The organism is Mesorhizobium sp. CA8, from assembly GCF_020164955.1.
Lineage (GTDB): Bacteria > Pseudomonadota > Alphaproteobacteria > Rhizobiales > Rhizobiaceae > Mesorhizobium.
In genome coordinates, this window is record NZ_JAIUHG010000007.1 from 22,547 (window position 1) to 38,555 (window position 16,009).

General features: G+C 62.5%; 22 protein-coding genes. 13 read left to right on the forward strand and 9 right to left on the reverse strand.

From position 1 onward, the window contains the following. Positions 1 to 4: 4 nt before the first annotated feature. The gene (locus tag LB553_RS09925; protein WP_224512737.1) at positions 5 to 1,087 is read right to left on the reverse strand and encodes a c-type cytochrome; all 1,083 of its coding nucleotides are present in this window, start codon (positions 1,085 to 1,087) and stop codon (positions 5 to 7) included. Between the two features lie 86 nt (positions 1,088 to 1,173). Then, complete coding sequence (locus tag LB553_RS09930; RefSeq protein WP_224512739.1) at positions 1,174 to 1,626, reverse strand: c-type cytochrome; 453 nt, start codon at positions 1,624 to 1,626, stop codon at positions 1,174 to 1,176. 192 nt (positions 1,627 to 1,818) lie between these two features. On the opposite strand from LB553_RS09930, the gene LB553_RS09935 reads away from it, so the two are divergent. From LB553_RS09935 to LB553_RS09985, 11 genes are all read left to right on the forward strand, one after another. Then, positions 1,819 to 2,922 (forward strand): inositol-3-phosphate synthase, encoded by a 1,104-nt coding sequence (locus LB553_RS09935; RefSeq protein WP_224512742.1) that lies wholly within the window; start codon positions 1,819 to 1,821, stop codon positions 2,920 to 2,922. After that, on the forward strand, positions 2,919 to 3,515 hold the full coding sequence (locus LB553_RS09940; RefSeq protein WP_224512743.1) for a histidine phosphatase family protein: 597 nt from the start codon (positions 2,919 to 2,921) through the stop codon (positions 3,513 to 3,515). Before LB553_RS09935 ends, LB553_RS09940 begins: the two co-directional genes overlap by 4 nt. A 12-nt stretch (positions 3,516 to 3,527) precedes the next feature. Continuing rightward, positions 3,528 to 4,628, forward strand: coding sequence for a glycosyltransferase (locus LB553_RS09945; protein ID WP_224512745.1), 1,101 nt, complete (start codon positions 3,528 to 3,530; stop codon positions 4,626 to 4,628). Beyond that, on the forward strand, positions 4,628 to 5,428 hold the full coding sequence (locus LB553_RS09950; RefSeq protein WP_224512747.1) for a nucleotidyltransferase family protein: 801 nt from the start codon (positions 4,628 to 4,630) through the stop codon (positions 5,426 to 5,428). Before LB553_RS09945 ends, LB553_RS09950 begins: the two co-directional genes overlap by 1 nt. A 3-nt stretch (positions 5,429 to 5,431) precedes the next feature. Continuing rightward, positions 5,432 to 6,193: a TIGR04290 family methyltransferase gene (locus tag LB553_RS09955; RefSeq protein WP_224512749.1), complete on the forward strand. Its 762-nt coding sequence runs from the start codon at positions 5,432 to 5,434 to the stop codon at positions 6,191 to 6,193. Beyond that, the gene (locus tag LB553_RS09960) at positions 6,186 to 7,118 is read left to right on the forward strand and encodes a beta-xylosidase (RefSeq protein ID WP_224513029.1); all 933 of its coding nucleotides are present in this window, start codon (positions 6,186 to 6,188) and stop codon (positions 7,116 to 7,118) included. The genes LB553_RS09955 and LB553_RS09960 overlap by 8 nt, the downstream gene beginning before the upstream one ends. Before the next feature lie 60 nt (positions 7,119 to 7,178). Beyond that, a complete protein-coding gene (locus LB553_RS09965; protein ID WP_224512751.1) occupies positions 7,179 to 8,243 on the forward strand; it encodes a glycosyltransferase in 1,065 nt (354 codons plus the stop codon). Continuing rightward, on the forward strand, positions 8,240 to 9,229 hold the full coding sequence (locus LB553_RS09970; protein WP_224512753.1) for a GNAT family N-acetyltransferase: 990 nt from the start codon (positions 8,240 to 8,242) through the stop codon (positions 9,227 to 9,229). Before LB553_RS09965 ends, LB553_RS09970 begins: the two co-directional genes overlap by 4 nt. 50 nt (positions 9,230 to 9,279) lie before the next feature. Beyond that, complete coding sequence (locus LB553_RS09975; protein ID WP_224512755.1) at positions 9,280 to 10,137, forward strand: class I SAM-dependent methyltransferase; 858 nt, start codon at positions 9,280 to 9,282, stop codon at positions 10,135 to 10,137. Positions 10,138 to 10,201: 64 nt separating this feature from the next. Further along, positions 10,202 to 10,420 carry a hypothetical protein gene (locus LB553_RS09980; RefSeq protein ID WP_224512757.1) on the forward strand — a complete coding sequence of 73 codons (219 nt, stop codon included), beginning with the start codon at positions 10,202 to 10,204 and terminating at the stop codon, positions 10,418 to 10,420. Between the two features lie 180 nt (positions 10,421 to 10,600). Then, positions 10,601 to 10,783 carry a hypothetical protein gene (locus tag LB553_RS09985; protein WP_224512759.1) on the forward strand — a complete coding sequence of 61 codons (183 nt, stop codon included), beginning with the start codon at positions 10,601 to 10,603 and terminating at the stop codon, positions 10,781 to 10,783. A gap of 9 nt (positions 10,784 to 10,792) precedes the next feature. Here LB553_RS09985 and LB553_RS09990 read toward each other — a convergent pair whose 3' ends face one another. Both LB553_RS09990 and LB553_RS09995 read right to left on the reverse strand, forming a co-directional pair. Beyond that, positions 10,793 to 11,350, reverse strand: coding sequence for a sigma-70 family RNA polymerase sigma factor (locus tag LB553_RS09990; protein WP_224513030.1), 558 nt, complete (start codon positions 11,348 to 11,350; stop codon positions 10,793 to 10,795). A gap of 55 nt (positions 11,351 to 11,405) precedes the next feature. Next, positions 11,406 to 11,624, reverse strand: coding sequence for a hypothetical protein (locus LB553_RS09995; protein WP_224512762.1), 219 nt, complete (start codon positions 11,622 to 11,624; stop codon positions 11,406 to 11,408). 277 nt (positions 11,625 to 11,901) lie between these two features. On the opposite strand from LB553_RS09995, the gene LB553_RS10000 reads away from it, so the two are divergent. Together LB553_RS10000 and LB553_RS10005 are read left to right on the forward strand one after the other, a co-directional pair. After that, a complete protein-coding gene (locus tag LB553_RS10000) occupies positions 11,902 to 12,204 on the forward strand; it encodes a DUF982 domain-containing protein (RefSeq protein WP_224512764.1) in 303 nt (100 codons plus the stop codon). Between the two features lie 117 nt (positions 12,205 to 12,321). Further along, entirely contained in the window at positions 12,322 to 12,843 is a 522-nt protein-coding gene (locus tag LB553_RS10005) for a ferritin-like domain-containing protein (RefSeq protein ID WP_224512766.1), read from the forward strand. A gap of 285 nt (positions 12,844 to 13,128) precedes the next feature. On the opposite strand, the gene LB553_RS10010 is transcribed toward LB553_RS10005, so the two are convergent. The 5 genes from LB553_RS10010 to LB553_RS10030 all read right to left on the reverse strand — a co-directional run bounded on the left by LB553_RS10010 (position 13,129) and on the right by LB553_RS10030 (position 15,937). Next, the gene (locus LB553_RS10010) at positions 13,129 to 13,374 is read right to left on the reverse strand and encodes a hypothetical protein (RefSeq protein WP_224512768.1); all 246 of its coding nucleotides are present in this window, start codon (positions 13,372 to 13,374) and stop codon (positions 13,129 to 13,131) included. Positions 13,375 to 13,573: 199 nt separating this feature from the next. Beyond that, a complete protein-coding gene (locus LB553_RS10015) occupies positions 13,574 to 13,927 on the reverse strand; it encodes a hypothetical protein (protein WP_224512770.1) in 354 nt (117 codons plus the stop codon). Positions 13,928 to 13,929: 2 nt separating this feature from the next. Further along, positions 13,930 to 14,289 carry a hypothetical protein gene (locus LB553_RS10020; protein WP_224512772.1) on the reverse strand — a complete coding sequence of 120 codons (360 nt, stop codon included), beginning with the start codon at positions 14,287 to 14,289 and terminating at the stop codon, positions 13,930 to 13,932. Continuing rightward, entirely contained in the window at positions 14,289 to 15,509 is a 1,221-nt protein-coding gene (locus LB553_RS10025; protein WP_224512774.1) for an NRAMP family divalent metal transporter, read from the reverse strand. Before LB553_RS10025 ends, LB553_RS10020 begins: the two co-directional genes overlap by 1 nt. Further along, a complete protein-coding gene (locus LB553_RS10030; protein WP_224512776.1) occupies positions 15,506 to 15,937 on the reverse strand; it encodes a hypothetical protein in 432 nt (143 codons plus the stop codon). Before LB553_RS10030 ends, LB553_RS10025 begins: the two co-directional genes overlap by 4 nt. Positions 15,938 to 16,009 lie beyond the last annotated feature (72 nt).

Genomic DNA, 16,009 nt, shown 5'->3' on the forward strand with positions numbered 1-16,009 from the left:
CGTACTATCGCAGTTGCTGAGCATCTTCCGCCCGTTTGGAAAAATAGGCCGATACCGCCCGTATATCGTCGTCCGTGAGGCGTTGGGCGGCAGTCGCCATGATACGCCAGAATGGCGTGCCGCCTCGGCTCTCGGACCGGAACAGCTTTAGCTGTTGTTCGAGGTAAGCGGCGTGCTGACCGTCGAGGCGCGGATAGATCGGATTTTTGTCGGAGCCGATGTGACAGCCGGCACAGGCAGGCACGTTCCGCTCCGGAATTCCGGCTTCTGCGATTTGCCGTCCGCCGTTGATCACCTCCGCCGGGATTTGATCCTGTTCCCCCGAGGCCGGTGACAGCGTCGCAAAATACCGGGCAAGCGCGGCCATTTCGTCAGGAGCTATGCCGGTCACCGGCAGAGCCATGAAGCCGCTCGTGCGGTCTCCTTTGGCATAGGCCTGGAGGCTGGCGAGCAGGTAAGCTTCTTTCTGTCCGGCCAGCGCGGGCACGGTGTCACTCCTGCCCTCGCCGTCGCCTCCGTGGCAGCGCATGCAGTCGGAGAGAACATCCGGGGTGGCGGGTTGCCGGTCGCTGCTGGTTACGTCGCTGCCGTTGATGGCAAGCGCCCGAAATTCATTGGGACTGAGCTTTGGGAGTTCCCGCAGGAAAGCAACCATTGCCCAGACCTCGTCGTCGCGGTCGCGGGCCGGCCAGGCGGGCATGCCGGTGAACCGTATTCCATGCTTGACGATCCGAAAAAGCTGGGCGTCGGTCCAATCTCCGACCGTGAGCGCAAGATCCGGCGGTTGCGGAAGCATACGCAGCACCGCCGGCGAGCGGAGCTCGCCAGGTGCGCCGTGGCAGATCGCGCAGCCTCGCGCGAAATGTCCGGCGGCCGCCGGAAGCCCCCGCCGGTCGAGCGTTTTCGGCGCGTCCACGGCCAGTGCATAAGTGCGTACGGCCGAGCGCATGGCGAGCTGAAGGAACCACGCCGTCACCTTCCAATGGCCGCTGCTGGCGCCGACGTTGAAGAAGCCGATCCATGCCGCAAGCAACAGGAAGACAGGCAAACCGATGGCGCCGAATACGACATGCTTCAGGTGGATCATTATCGGCTGGTTCGCCACGCGAGCGGCGTCTTCTTCGGCAGTAGCGTTGGACGACGTTGTCCCGGATTCGGTACGAGAACCGGGCATCACTGCAAGGCTTTCAAATATCGCGCGATCGTCTGGATTTCGGTTTGCGGCAGCACGTCGAATGCCGGCATTTTCACGCCTGGCTTGAACAGATCAGGGCGAGCGACGAAACGTGCAAAGGCTTCCTCGGTGTTCGGCAGGACCCCGGCGCCGATCGCTGTTCGCGATCCGACATGGGAAAGGTCCGGGCCAATCGTCCCGCGGGCCTCGGTGCCTCTTATAGTATGGCATGCACCGCAACCGTTGCTCAGAAACAGCGACAGCCCGCGGCCCGGCGAGTCTTGGGATGCGGTTGGGTTCGAGGATTGCGGCGCAGCCGGAATCATGGGCTCGATCGGAGGTTTGACGACCTTCGCTTGTTGATGCCCGAGTTCCCCGGCTGCGACCCAGTTGCCGGCATAGGCAAGAAACCAAAATGCGCAGCCTAGCAGCAGGCCGGCGTTTGCTGACATGACAATCGCTCCGGCGCTTTAACTTTGCAGGATCGGCGAGGTTCCGTTCCCGTAGGCGCTTCCTGGTTCGGCAGCGACGCGGTCGTAAGCGCTGACCAGCGATCCGCAATTTTTCCGCCGGCAAGGAACATTCCCGGCCGGTGCCAGTTCGGCGGCGAGGAACATACCCCCAACAGCAGAGGCGGCGGTTTCGTGACATCGAAAAAGGTTCGCATCGGCATCGTCGGTGTCGGCAATTGCGCATCCTCCCTCGTGCAAGGCCTTACCTACTATCGCCAGGCAGAAAGCAACGAGCCGATCCCCGGACTGATGCATACCGATCTCGGCGGTTACCACGTCGACGACATCGAAGTCGTCTGCGCCTTCGATGTCGCGAAGGACAAGGTTGGGCGCGATGTGGCCGAGGCGATCTACAGCGCGCCCAACAACACCTTCCGCTTTGCCAATGTGGCGCCGATCGGGGTGCGCGTGCACCGCGGACCGACCCTCGACGGCATTGGCAAATACCTGCGCGATATCGTCGAGGAAGCGGATGAACCGGTCGCCGACGTGGCCGCGAGACTGCGGGAAAGCGGAGCCGAGGTGCTGGTGTCCTATCTGCCGGTCGGCTCGGAAGCGGCCACCCGCTTCTATGCCGAATGCGCACTGGATGCCGGCTGCGCCTTCGTCAATTGCATACCGGTCTTCATCGCTTCGCGGCCGGAATGGCGCCGGCGCTTCGAGGAGCGTGGCCTGCCCCTTGTCGGCGACGACATCAAGAGCCAGGTCGGCGCGACCATCGTCCATCGGCTGCTCGCCAATCTCTTCCGGGAACGCGGGGTGCGCATCGACCGCACTTACCAGCTCAACTTCGGCGGCAACACCGACTTCCTCAACATGCTGGAGCGGGAGCGGCTGGAATCCAAGAAAATCTCCAAGACGCAGTCCGTCACCAGCCAGATCGATATTCCGCTCGAGCCGGGCAACATCCATGTCGGACCCAGCGACCACGTGCCTTGGCTCACCGATCGCAAATGGGCCTATATCCGCGTCGAGGGAACGACTTTCGGCGGCGTGCCGCTGAATGCCGAGCTCAAGCTGGAAGTCTGGGATTCGCCGAATTCCGCCGGCGTGGTGATCGATGCCGTGCGCTGCGCCAAGCTGGCCCTCGATCGCGGCATTGCCGGCGCGCTCACGGGGCCTTGCAGCTACTTCATGAAGTCGCCGCCGGAGCAGTTCACCGATGCCGAGGCCCGCCTGCGCACGCTCGCCTTCATCGCCGGCAGGGACGAGCCGATGCTCGACGCCGCCGAATGACCACGACCTTCTTCCTCGTCCGGCATGCCGCGCATGACAATGTCGACCGCTGTTTGGCCGGCCGTCTGGAGGATATGGACCTCGGTCGCGCCGGCCAGGTGCAGGCGCTGCAGCTTGCGCGTCGCATGGCGAAGGAGCCTCTCGCCGCGATCTTCAGCAGTCCGCGCAAGCGCACCTTGGAGACAGCGAAACCGATCGCCATCGCCTGCAACGTCGAGCAGATCGCGATCTGCCAGGAATTGGACGAGATCGACTATGGCGCGTGGTCCGGCAAGACGTTTGAAGAGCTGAACGGCGATGCCGCCTGGCGAATGTGGAATGACCAACGCCAGAGCGCACGCACGCCGGGCGGCGAGACCATGCAGGACACGCAGCAGCGGGTTATCGGCCTGATGGATGCGCTGCGCCGGCAAACCCCCAACCAATATGTTGCGCTGATCAGCCACGCGGATGTCATCAAGGCCGCCGTGTGCAAGGTCCTCGGCCTTCAGCTAGGCGATTGCTTCCGCTTCGACGTCGAACCCGCATCGATCACCACCATCGTTCATGGCGACTGGGGTTCGAAGCTCATTCGCCTGAATGAAGTCGCTTGACGGAGCAGCCCGATGCGGATGGTGATCTTCGGCCTCACTGTGACCTCCTCGTGGGGAAACGGGCATGCCACGCTCTGGCGCGGGCTGATACGCGCATTGGCGCCGCTCGGCTGGCGCATCAGCTTCTTCGAACGCGACACGTCCTACTACGCCGGCGCAAGGGATCTCGATCACCTCGATGGTGGCGACATCGTGCTCTATACGTCTTGGGACGACATCGCGCAGGCTGCGGCCAATATGGTCCGGGAAGCTGACGTTGTGATCGTTACGTCCTATTGCCCGGATGCAGTTGAAGCCTCACACCTGGCGCAAGAGTGCTGTCGCGGGTTGAAGGTGTTCTACGATCTCGACACCGCGGTGACGCTGGCGCGTATCGAACAAGGCGATCCGCCATCCTATTTCGGCCCCGAAGGACTTCGCGATTTCGACCTGGTGCTGAGCTACACCGGCGGCCCGGCGCTCGATGCGCTAAAGACCACGCTGGGCGCGCGTCTGGTCCTGCCGCTCTATGGTCATGTCGATCCCGACCGCCATCGGCCGGCGCAGCCCAGGCCCGAATTCGCCGGCGATCTGTCCTATCTCGGCACCTATGCCCAGGATCGCCAGCCGAGCGTCGAGAAATTGCTGGTCGCGCCAGCTCTGCGGATGCCGGATCGCCGCTTCGTCATCGGCGGCGCGCAATATCCTCAGGATTTTCCGTGGAGCGACAACATCTTCTTTGTCAGGCATCTGCCGCCTGCCGACCATCCGGCCTTCTTCTGCTCGTCGCGCCTGACCCTGAACGTCACCCGCGAAGCGATGGCGCGCAAGGGCTGGTGTCCGTCGGGCCGATTGTTCGAAGCGGCAGCCTGCGGCGCGGCGATCATTTCCGACGACTGGCCGGGCCTCGACAGCTTCTTCGAGCCTGGCAAAGAGATCCTGCTTGCACATTCTACCGAAGACGTGATCGCCGCGATCGGTTTGCCGGATACGGAGCTCGATACACTGCGCCGCCGCGCCCGCGAGCGCGTTCTCGATGAACACACATCGACGCGCCGCGCCGCGGAACTGGACCGGATTCTGAACGAGGCCGCTGAGGCGCAAGCAGGCGAAGACATGAAGGAAGCCGTCTGATGCTGGGGATCGTACCTGCCGCCGGGCGGGGCAGTCGCATTCAACCGCTTGGCTTTTCCAAGGAACTGCTGCCTGTGGGCAGCCGAATGGACGGGCACACCGAACGTCCCTGCGCCGTCAGCGAATATCTGGTGCGCAGGATGGTGCGCAACGGGGTCGACAGGATCTGCTTCGTCATCGGTTCGGGTAAATCGGATATCCTCGAATATTATGCGGCCGGCTATGACAGGGCTGCAGCAATTTTCGTGGCGCAGCCCTCTCCGGTCGGCCTTTGCGACGCGATCTTTCGTGCCGAACCGCTCGTAGGGTCGGAAGAGACGGTGCTGATCGGGCTCCCGGATACGATCTGGTTTCCCGAGGACGGCTTTTGCCGTCTTGCGGACGACCGGCTGTCGTTCCTGCTGTTCCCTGTAGACCGCCCCGAGCTTTTTGACGCCGTGCTCGTCGATCAGGACAGCCGGGTCGAGCAGATCCAGGTCAAACAGCGGAATGCGGCCACGGAGTGGGTCTGGGGTGCGTTCAAAATGCCGGGCAGCATCTTTCACCGGCTTGCAGCGCTCTGGCGCGAGCGGGACGGTCGCGACGAATATTTCGGCACGTTGGTCAATGCCTATCTGGCCGCCGGTGGCGAAGCCTGGGGCGTCAAGGCGGGCACCGCCTACGTCGATGTCGGGACGTTCAACGGCTACCGCACAGCACTCCGATTGCTTGAAAACAACGACATAGCGGAAGAAGGCACGCCAATAAGCGTGCGTTCAGGCCGCTCGCCGGTATCGACCTTGTCGGGCGAAGGAGGTTGACGCATGCTGCATTCGGACGCGGAAATCCGCCGCCGCATCGACGCGCTGGGGCCATGGTTTCACAACATGGAACTGGCCGGCGTGCAGACCGCTCCCGATCATTTCCTTGGTAACTACCCCCTGATCAAGTGGCGCAAGTTCGCGCACGCGATTCCAGCCGATCTCTCCGGCAAGTCCGTGCTCGACATCGGCTGCAACGCCGGCTTCTATTCGATCGAAATGAAGCGGCGGGGCGCCGACCGGGTGCTCGGCATAGACTTCGACGCAGCTTATCTATCACAGGCGCGCTTCGCCGCCGAAGTCGCCGATTGCGACATCGAGTTCCGCGAACTGTCGGTCTATGACGTCGGCGCGCTTGGCGAGACTTTCGACATCGTGCTCTTCATGGGAGTGCTCTATCACCTGCGGCACCCGTTGCTGGCGCTGGATCTGATCCGCGAGCACGTCGCGCGAGACGTGATGATTTTCCAGTCGATGCAACGCGGGAGCAGCGAGGTCTTCGCGCTCGAGCAGAATTACGATTTCTGGACGCACGACCTGTTCGATCGGCCTGAATTCCCGAAGCTGCATTTCATCGAGCACCGCTATGCGGACGACCCGACCAACTGGTGGATCCCGAACCGCGGCTGCATCGAGGCGATGCTGCGCAGCGCTGGTTTCGAGATCCTGATTCACCCGGAGGACGAGGTTTATTTCTGCCGCGCGGCTGGTAAGCCGGCCGGCGAGGGCGCCGTTTACCCTGTGAAAGGACGAAATGATGATTGAAGCCGCGATGATCTGGAACGAGCCCAACAACAAGTCGCATTGGGACCCTGAGCTCGATCCGGACTGGAGCCGCTTCGCCAGCATGGCGATGCTGGCGGCCGACGCTATCGGCCGCGAAAACCCGGCAATCACCAGAATTCTCGGCGGCATTTCGCCGATCGATGCCGGCTTCATGTCGCTGATGAAGGGGTACGGCGTGCTCGATCATGTCGATGCCGTCGCCGTGCACGGCTTCCCGCTGGACTGGAACCTTTGGCAGATCCATGAGTGGCCGCAAAAGCTCGGCGAGATCGCCGAAGTCACGGATCTGCCGATCTGGATCAGCGAGGCCGGCGTGTCGAGTTTCGGCGCCGAGGAGGTCCAACTCTGGGGTCTGCGTCGGACTGCCGAGTTGTTACTGGGCAATGCGCCCCGCGTGCAATGGTATAGCCTCTACGATCTGCCACATGCGTGGGGCGCCACGACGCGGCATCGCGAGGTGGAAGGCTCGTCCTACTACCGTCATTTCTACATGGGTCTGCTGCGTGAGGATGGCACGCCCAAGCCGGCGCTCGAAGAATTCGCGCGCCATACGCCGGATATGGGGCTGGTCCAGTGGTTCCACTTTGAGGACCACCGGCTGGACGATGCCGTCGCCTGGATGAAGCATCTGGGCGTCACCAATCTGCGCACGGGCCTCTCCTGGGCCGACAGCTTCAGGCCGAATGCCCTCGACTGGTTCGACCGCCAGATGGAAGCGCTGGCCGAGTTCGACGTCACCGTCACCTTCTGCTTCACGCCAGAACATCGCGGCCTGCAGCCGCATCACACCAGCCCGCCACAGGCGCCCGAGGAATTCGCCGAATTCTGCCAGACCATGATCCGCCGCTACGCCCCGGGCGCGCGCGACGCCGAGATGCCGGTGCGGCGCGCGTCGGCCGCGTGAGATCATCATGTCATCCGCCGATCGGTCGTCCGACGCGCCGGCTGAATTCGCGGGTCAACCATGATGCTCACCGTGCTCAACGTCGCCTACCCGCTTGCCCCCGTCGGCCTCGATGCGGTCGGCGGCGCCGAGCAGGTGCTGTCCGCCCTGGATCGCGCGCTGGTGCGGCAGGGCCATCGTTCCATCGTGGTCGCCTGCCATGGTTCCAGCGCAGCCGGTACCCTCGTTGAGACGCCTGCCGAAACAGGTCCGCTCGACGAGGCGGCCAAAGACCGTGCCCAGCAAGCGCATCGCGCGGCGATCGCTGCCGCCCGGGCGCGATGGCCGATTGACGTCGTACACCTGCACGGTATCGATTTCGGCGCCTACCTGCCTGACGACGGCCCGACGCTGGTGACGCTGCACCTGCCGCTCGCCTGGTATCTGCCCGAGGTCCTGAGACCGGCACGTGAGGACCTGTGGCTGCACGCGGTGTCGGAGGCACAGCAAAAGACCGCGCCGGCTGGATCGAAGCTGATCGCGCCCATTCCAAACGGCGTTGACGTCGATGCGCTCTACGGGCCGCGGCGGCGTCGCGATTTCGCGCTCGTGCTGAGCCGCGTTTGCCCGGAAAAGGGCATCCACCTGGCGATCGAAGCCGCCAGACGCGCCTCCGTGCCACTTGCGATCGGCGGCCAGATTTACCCCTACGAGACACATGTCCAGTATTTTGCCGACGAGGTAGCGCCGCGCCTCGACAGACGGCGGCGGTTCCTGGGACCGCTGGGTTTTTCCGCCAAGCGGCGGCTTCTCAACGCCGCCCGTTGTCTGGTCGTTCCGAGCCTTGCCGCGGAAACGAGCTCGCTGGTTGCCATGGAGGCCCTTGCCTGCGGCACGCCCGTCGTCGCCTTTCCGAATGGCGCCCTGCCCGACGTCGTCGAACACGGCAAGACGGGGTTTCTCGTCAACGACATCGATGAGATGGCGAAAGCGATCCTTGCTTCCGCTAACCTCGACAGCGAGACATGCCGGGCCGAGGCGCGGCGCCGCTTTTCGCTCGATCGCATGGTTTCGGCCTATATGGATGCCTATCAGGCGCTGGCAAAGCTCGGCGCTTCCCGCGCAGGGCTGAGGGCGGCTCAGTGAGCGGCCTGCGTGCCGGTATCATCCGAGACCAAGCCGCGTTCGACGATCTCGAGCCGCGTTGGTGGCAGCTCTGGTCGCAAAGCGCCACCGCTACGCCCTTCCAGTCGCCCGCCTGGCTCGTGCCGTGGTGGCGGACATTCTCGCCGGGGGATCTCGCCATGATCGTCGTGTGGAGCGGACATGATCTTGTCGGCCTGGCGCCCCTCTATCTTGAACCGCATGTTTCTGGCCGGCGACTGCTGCCGGTCGGGATCTCGCTGAGCGATTATCTCGATATTCTATGCGCCCCCGACCAGGAAGCAGCGGTAAGCGCCGCCATCGCCGAGGCAGCGCTCTCACTGGAATGGTCGCAATGGATCCTGCCGGATCTGCCGGCTGGGGCTGCCTCCCTTCGCCTTGGGCTGACGAATGTCGAGGAGAGCCGGGCGTCGAACCATGCCGCTTGTCCAGTGCTCTCACTTCATGGCGATGACGTGTTTGCAAGCTCGGTACCTGCCCGGCGACGGCGGCAGTTGCGCCGCGCCGAGAGAGCCGCGCAACGACGAGGGCGTGTAGCCGTTGGGCGATATGAGGCCGATCCGAAGGTGTTCATCGATCAGTTGGTCCGACTGCACAGCGCCCGTTGGGCCGGACAGGGTGTACTCACCGACGGCGCACAGGAATTCCATAGGAGGGCCTTGCCTCGCCTGGCCGCAAACGGCCTGGCGCGATGCTGGCTAGTCGAGATCGGCGGCACAGTCGCAGGCGCCTACTACGGGTTCCATCACCGTGATCGCGCCTATGCCTATCTCGGAGGTTTCGACCCGGCCTATGCCGAGGAGAGTCCCGGCGCAATCCTGATCGGCAGGGCCATTGCCGAAGCCGCTCGGGAGGGAGCACGGGAATTCGATTTTCTGCGCGGCCGGGAAAGCTACAAATACAGCTGGGGGGCTGTGGACCGGTGGACTGAGCAAAGGGTCTGGACCCGGAACGCGCCGGCGTCATGACCGTAGCGGAAACAGAGAGGACGATCGCGCGGCGCGTTCTCCAGAATTGCATGGCGAACGATCTTCCCGCCGAAGTCGCGATTGCCAGATTGGCCCTTTACCTGACGGATACCGCGGCGGCGGAGCTGGCCGATATCGCGCTGGACATGCGTTCAGATACCCTCCACCGGCGCGACTGGCTCGAGCAGGTGGCCATGCTCCTTTCCCGCAAGACGATTATGTTCGACGATCTCCGGACCACGGCAGCTTCCGTGCGTCATGACCGCTCGGATGATGAGACGGGCGAGGTGATTGTCGGCCGGCTGGCGAGCGGCTTCGACCGGGCGGCCGCCATCTCTCCGGCCGCCAGCGTCCAACTCTCGTCCCTTGGCGACGAGGAGATGCTTTCGGCTACAACGGCCGAGATCGCTTCGTGGCTGGAACAACAGGGCTTCACCGGCGCAGGCAAGACGATACTGGACATAGGCTGTGGCATCGGCCGCTTCGAAAGCGCGCTTCATGCGAGGGTGAAATATATCGTCGGCACCGATATCTCGCCCAGGATGCTCGCCATCGCGCGCCAACGGTGCGCCGGACTTGGCAATGTGGAGTTCTGCCAGACCTCAGGCCTCGACCTCGGCGAATTCGCCGTCGCCGGTTTCGATGGTGTGCTGGCCGTAGATTGTTTCCCCTATCTGGTGCTCGCCGGCATCGCCGAGCGGCATTTCAGCGAAATGGCGCGGGTGTTGCGGCCAACAGGACTGGCGGCGATTCTCAACTATTCATATCGCATGTCGCCAGCCGTCGATTCTTCCGATATCCGCCATCTTGCGCGCGCATGCGGCATGGACGTCGTCATCGATGGCGAGATGCGTTTCCGCCACTGGGACGGCACCGCGTTTCTTGTTCGTCGTCGCGACGGAACATAAGCGAGAGAGCGAAGTTCGGACGCCAAACGCCTCTCGCAGTGACTGGGACGCCGAGGAGAAGAAGATGGCATCCGGCAGCAAGAAACACATGGGACGCGGCAGCCAGGGCAAAGGTTCCGGAACCGGAGCGAAAACCGAGCTTCCGAAAGATATGGTTGGCGAAAATGACGTTCTGTCGAACCGGGATAAGAAGCAACACACGACAGAGCGCGGCCTCGACGGCAATCGCATCAAGTCCGATCAGTATCAGGACAACGCGGCAAACCGGCTCCCCAAGGATTGAGCTCGCGGCGGCTCTCGTCTTTTAGGACCCGGCAAGGGCGTAAAGGGATCAGGTAAGGTTTTCGCTCTGCCCACAGCCTGTGCAGAGCCGAAGCCGATCGGCGGCTGGAGGCGCCTTGCAAACTCCAACCGCCTATGGTCTCAAGTGAATTTAAGGGACCCTGTTTGCTAAGAGAATACCATGACTCGTCCGAGCCAGCGCGATTTCACTCACAACGCGAGCGTGGACCAAAAGGTGGACCAAGAGATTGCGTCCTTGCTGACGGCCATCGAACAGGAAAAAGTTCCGGACCGCCTGACCGAACTCGCGGTTGCGTTGCAGAATGCGCTGATCCAAAAGCGTCGATGCGAAACCCACAACTGACGCAAACGCTCATCGAAGCTTATCCGCCGCGTGCTGATCCTCGCTGAGATGGTCATATCTTTCGACCAGCGCTTGCGATGAGCTTTCATCGAGGAATTCCACGACGCTTGCCCGCGCGCGGTTGAGACGGCTTTTCACGGTTCCAATCGCGCAGTTGCATATCTCGGCCGTTTCTTCGTAGCTGACGCCCAGCACACCGATCAGCATCAGCACTTCGCGCTGATGCTCCGGGAGCTTCTGAATGGCCCGGTAGACCTCCTTGCTGCGGATGGACCATTCCTGGGAGGCTTCCGAAATCGGTCGGTTGGAGGCGCAGTCGAGCAATCCGGGAGCTTCCCTGGCGGCCGCCTTGATCCGCGTATAGTGCGTATTGCGCATGATGGTGAACAGCCAGGACTTCAAGCGCGTCCCCGGCTCGAACTTGTCCAAATTCGCAAGCCCCTTGACGAGAGTTTCCTGCACCAGGTCGTCGGCATCCTCAGGCACACGGCAAAAGCTACGCGCAAAAGCGCGCAAGGCGGGGATCAGGTCGACGACGGAGATTTCCCCCAGTGCGCAATCCGGCACGGCATGACCATTGGGTAACACGGTTCGAACCCCAGCAGAGACAGATGAATTCTGATCAGGGACAATGCGTGACAAAGATGATCGTTCCTATCCGAAACGAACTTGCTCGAATGCCGCTTTGGCCAACGGCTTGACAGCCGCGTTCGAGTTGGAGGAACCAGCTCGCTACCAGGCCGGCCGCAGCCGCAAAGATTGTGATGGTCGTGACCGCGCCGAGGATGTTGGTGCTGCGGCTGTCGACCCTGTCGTCTATGATCCTGTCATCGTTGGTCATCAGAAGGATCAGCAGCAGAAGCGGAGGCGTGGAAAAGCCTTGCACGATGCCATAGGACGTGGCGACCGAACCGCTGCCGATGTGCCCAGCCGATCAGCGCCTCTCCGATGCAACCGGGTGGCGGCAATTTCGTTATGGCGGTCTCGATCCATGTGGTGGTGCCCATGAAATCCTTTCAGATGAACTCGTTCCTTCTCGCTCTCGCGTCGGCGGCCTTGATGGCGCCCTTTGTCGGCTCGCCTGTCGCACGAGCGAGTGGTTAGGCTGGTGACAAGACATGAGCAGATTTTTGCCGCTCACCATCCGCTTCGTCCACGGCGGCACGATGGTGGTCTCCTCGATCGCAGACGCCAGGAAAGCTCTTGATGGGACCTGGAAGAACAAGGATGCGGCGAGCTATGTAAAGGCGGTGCGCCTGGTGGAAGACGCGGCCAATGGGATTTGCCGTCCGGCTATCGCTTTTGCGGCCTTTAAGAAGGCAGCCGCCGAGCAAGGACTGCTGGACCCTGTCGGGCCAAGTGCCGCGCTCAGCATGTTCGACCAGCTCTGGTCACGCGACCGTAAGGGACCGCCGAGGTGACGCAGGCCCGCCTCGACCGTGCTATTGTCGAATATGAAGGTCACAAAATATCTCACCGGGAACATCGTTTGATCCTGTTGGTTTTGGAACAGCAACCCAACCGAAGGAGACGTGTCGATGGTGAAGAAAAGTTCGTCCGGCAAGGCGAACGGCTTAGAAAGCCTGTTCATGGACGGTCTGAAAGACCTCTACTACGCGGAAAAGAAAATTCTGAGGACACTGCCGAAGATGGCCAAGGCGGCGCAGGCAGAAGACGTGAGCGCGGCTTTCGAAAAGCATCGCACCGAGACGGAAGGCCAGGTCGACCGGCTCGAGCAGGTTTTCGAAATGCTCGGCAAGCCGGCACGGGGCAAGACCTGCCCAGCGATCGACGGCATCATCGAGGAGGGTTCGGAGGTCCTCGAGGAATACAAGGACGAGCCGGCACTCGACGCGGGCCTTGTGGCGGCCGCCCAGGCGGTCGAGCACTATGAAATAGCGCGCTACGGCACGCTGATCGCCTGGGCGGAGCAACTGGGGCTGAAAGACGCCCTCCCCTTGCTGCGCGAGACCCTCAAGGAAGAATCCGCCACCGACGAGGCACTTACCAAGCTCGGCGAAAGCGGTGCGAACGAGCGGGCCCTGCAGGCGGCCGCGTGAGGCGCCTGGCATAAGCTCGTTTGCATGCCAAAGGCCAAGTTTGGCGATGCGGCCCCGGTCTGCGACCGGGGTCGCGATCTTTGTTGACCAACCGCCAAGAGCGTGCGAAGGCTGGGTCAGCCTTGAGGCCTTTTTCGGTCGGAACATGTCGACCGTAGGTGTTCCAAACGCTGGTTGATATACCGGCCGCCGGCGGCTAAGCCGAGGCAAGTTGCGCAAGGGCTGCTGCCACAGATTATCGAGAAAGACCGAACGTCGATTGCTGCCGGGAGGTCCTGGGGTTGCCTACTTGGAGCCTCGATTCTTGTTGTGGGCACTTTCTTGATTTTTACCGCGAAGCATGTTGCGATCGTCTGGATCAACTAGGTCAGGCGTGTCGCCCCTGAGGTTCGACCCCTTCCGCCGTGCCTCGCGCTCCGCCGCGGACCGCTTCAGCTCCGCTTCGGCTTCCAATTCCTTGGGCGCGTTCTTCGTATTCTCACGCTCCTCGATGACACGTATCTGCTGATCGTGGGTCTTGCGTCCAGTCATTGCTCGCTCCTGCCTTTTTGACGGTAACGGCAGTTGGACTCGATCGTTCCGGCAGGAGGAGTTTCCTTGGGCAAAAATTCGATATGGCGAGAATAGCGGTCCAGCGGCCTGGGCGTCGGCAAGTCGGGCTCATCTGGACACCGGCAGCGCGCCTGCGATCGATGCAAAGCGTCTCGAATGCCATCGGAAGACTCCCGTTTCAACTGTCGCGCTGGTGGAGGGCTGAGCTTGTCCGACAACCGGCACCTTCGAAGCCGGAAAGCTCGTCATCGGAGCAGAGCAGCCGCGGGTGCGCCGGATCGGTAATGTCGAGCTTGTCCCAAGGTATGCGATAGAGGCCTTGCCGGCGACGCAGTCCGAAGAAATCGAGCAATGCCGTGCCGACGGTCGATGCGGACAGACGTTCGAACGCGGCGAAGATGCCGACATGAAATTCGGTCACGACGAGATCGTCACCATCCTGCTCGGCGATGATCTCCTCGATATAGCCGATGGGCCTACCGCGCTTAGACCACACGCGCCGACCAGCCAGATGCTCGAGGTTCACATTCATCCTCAGGCTCCCGGGATTCGGCCGACGACATGATTGCGAAGCCAGCGCTGCCAGGCCAAGATTTTGGTCCTGCGCACGTCGATATCGAATTCGATGTCGACGCCGATGTCGCGCACCTTGTTCCACGCTATCCGATGCGGCCTTGCCTGGCGCTTGCCGCTAACCTTTGCCGCGAGCTGGACGGTCCATCGCCCAGGCCGCGCGCCAAGCCGGCGCGCCAATGCGATCGAGCCAAGTTCGACGGCGACGAGCCTGGGCGGCTTGCCTTGCCTCAGCTCGGCGACCAGGCCATCAACCTTGCCGATCTTGACCTGCTCGCGATCGACGACCTGCTTGTCCAGTATGTCGCGCAGCAGTTGCATCATGTGCCTCCGAATATCTGCAGCGGAATGGTCACCACCGCCAGCACGAAGCCGAGCGCGATGACGAAAATCACGGCCGCGTTCGAAATGACACCGTTGCGATGCTTGCCGACATAGCGGTCGTCGTTCAGCAGGAAAAGGAATGGCACGACCGTCAGCGGCAGGCTGGCCGCGGTCAGCGCCATCGAGAAGATGGTGAGCTTCAACGGGTCCAGACCGAGCGCTATCGGGACGGCGGCGAGGAAGAGCGTCAATGTGTAGACGAGGCTGAATCCGGGATCGTCGCGCGGCTTCAGATCCTCACCCCACGTCCAGCCGAATCCCTGCGCGACGAGATAGGCCTGCTGCAGCGCCACTTCGAGAGCGGCTCCGAAACAGGCGATGCCCAGCGAAGCAACGAAAAGGACGAAGCCCCAGAAGCCAAAGATCGGGATCAGCATCAGCGGAAGCTGGTTGTAGTCGTCCACTTCGGTAATGCCATGAGCACCGAGAACCAGCGCTGCCACGATCAGAACGCCCACCGAAATGGTTCCGCCAAAGCCCATGCCAAGACCGGCAATCGCCCGATTGGTGCCGAGGTAACTCTTGTCCCACTGGTCCTCGATCGCCCCGGAGGAATAGAACATGAAAAGGTAAGGCGAGATCGAGGCGCCGAGAATGCTGACGGCCATGAACCAGTATTTTGCCGTGTCGTGCTGCGGCAGGCTGGGCACGGCCCCGACCGCCACCTCTTTCCATTCGGGGCGGAGCATCACGGCTGCGACGACGAAGCAGAGCGTGACCAGGCCAAGCATCGACACCCCTTTTTCGATGAGGCCGAATGTGCCTTTCCACAACAGCAGCCAAGCCAGGAAAGCCACCGGCAAGGCCCACCATTGATAGCTGATCCCCGTGGCAAGCTCGGCAGCGATGGCAACGCCGCCAATCTCGGCGGAAAGCACCAGGAAGTTGACCAGCAAGGTTGCAAGCAGCGGCCAGATGAAAGCATTGAAGCCGAACCGTTCGCGGATGCCGTCGGCGATGGTGTGATGACTGACCGCAGCGAAGCGACCGGCCATCTCGACCAGGAAGATGATGCAGATGGTGCCGAGCACCACCGCCCAGATTAGCTGAAAGCCGAACAGCGCGCCGGCCTGCGCCGCCGTCGCCATCGACCCGACCTCCAGGAACCCGCCCACGCTGGTGACGACGCCGAGCGAGATCTCCAGCAGCTTCTTCATCGTTGCGGCAAGAAATAGTTTCGATATGCGGTGGCGAGATCCCGCTGCGCGACCCGAAGCTCCTGTTGCGCCTGACCGACCTGCGCATGCTGTTCGGCCTCGACCGCGTCCTTGGCCCGCTTTGCCGCGTTCGACAGCCGGCTGACAGCCGCCGCTAAGGCATCTCGCTTTGTCCGGTCGGACGGAGACGCCGATTCAACTTGCTGGCCGGCTTCGTCGAGCGTCCCGGCAAAGGATTGCAGGGCAGCCGATGCGTAGTGTGCCGGCGCCGCGCCGGAAAGCCAGGCGTCACTCACCAGCACCGCTGCCTGCGCCGTCGAGGCCGCAAGCTTCGATTGCTGGTCAACGGTTTCGGACGAGGAGCAGGAAGCAAGCATCAGTGCAAGCACCTGCAGTAGCGCCAGTCTCCGCCAGGCAATGCTGCTCAATGGCCTCCCTCGCTCCTGCTGCAAAACATGAAGATAAGGCCGCGCCGGTCGGAAGGTTCCGCACCGGGACCA

Excerpts from the sequence above, each read along its gene's own strand:
- LB553_RS09925 (WP_224512737.1), bottom strand. The coding sequence starts at position 1,087 with ATGATCCACCTGAAGCATGTCGTATTCGGCGCCATCGGTTTGCCTGTC.
- LB553_RS09950 (WP_224512747.1), top strand. The coding sequence starts at position 4,628 with ATGCTGGGGATCGTACCTGCCGCCGGGCGGGGCAGTCGCATTCAACCG.
- LB553_RS10010 (WP_224512768.1), bottom strand. The coding sequence starts at position 13,374 with ATGACTGGACGCAAGACCCACGATCAGCAGATACGTGTCATCGAGGAG.
- LB553_RS09985 (WP_224512759.1), top strand. The coding sequence starts at position 10,601 with ATGACTCGTCCGAGCCAGCGCGATTTCACTCACAACGCGAGCGTGGAC.
- LB553_RS09960 (WP_224513029.1), top strand. The coding sequence starts at position 6,186 with ATGATTGAAGCCGCGATGATCTGGAACGAGCCCAACAACAAGTCGCAT.
- LB553_RS10015 (WP_224512770.1), bottom strand. The coding sequence starts at position 13,927 with ATGAATGTGAACCTCGAGCATCTGGCTGGTCGGCGCGTGTGGTCTAAG.
- LB553_RS09940 (WP_224512743.1), top strand. The coding sequence starts at position 2,919 with ATGACCACGACCTTCTTCCTCGTCCGGCATGCCGCGCATGACAATGTC.
- LB553_RS09980 (WP_224512757.1), top strand. The coding sequence starts at position 10,202 with ATGGCATCCGGCAGCAAGAAACACATGGGACGCGGCAGCCAGGGCAAA.
- LB553_RS10005 (WP_224512766.1), top strand. The coding sequence starts at position 12,322 with ATGGTGAAGAAAAGTTCGTCCGGCAAGGCGAACGGCTTAGAAAGCCTG.
- LB553_RS10000 (WP_224512764.1), top strand. The coding sequence starts at position 11,902 with ATGAGCAGATTTTTGCCGCTCACCATCCGCTTCGTCCACGGCGGCACG.
- LB553_RS10025 (WP_224512774.1), bottom strand. The coding sequence starts at position 15,509 with ATGAAGAAGCTGCTGGAGATCTCGCTCGGCGTCGTCACCAGCGTGGGC.
- LB553_RS09945 (WP_224512745.1), top strand. The coding sequence starts at position 3,528 with ATGCGGATGGTGATCTTCGGCCTCACTGTGACCTCCTCGTGGGGAAAC.
- LB553_RS10020 (WP_224512772.1), bottom strand. The coding sequence starts at position 14,289 with ATGCAACTGCTGCGCGACATACTGGACAAGCAGGTCGTCGATCGCGAG.
- LB553_RS09955 (WP_224512749.1), top strand. The coding sequence starts at position 5,432 with ATGCTGCATTCGGACGCGGAAATCCGCCGCCGCATCGACGCGCTGGGG.
- LB553_RS09965 (WP_224512751.1), top strand. The coding sequence starts at position 7,179 with ATGATGCTCACCGTGCTCAACGTCGCCTACCCGCTTGCCCCCGTCGGC.
- LB553_RS09975 (WP_224512755.1), top strand. The coding sequence starts at position 9,280 with ATGGCGAACGATCTTCCCGCCGAAGTCGCGATTGCCAGATTGGCCCTT.
- LB553_RS09930 (WP_224512739.1), bottom strand. The coding sequence starts at position 1,626 with ATGTCAGCAAACGCCGGCCTGCTGCTAGGCTGCGCATTTTGGTTTCTT.
- LB553_RS09995 (WP_224512762.1), bottom strand. The coding sequence starts at position 11,624 with ATGACCAACGATGACAGGATCATAGACGACAGGGTCGACAGCCGCAGC.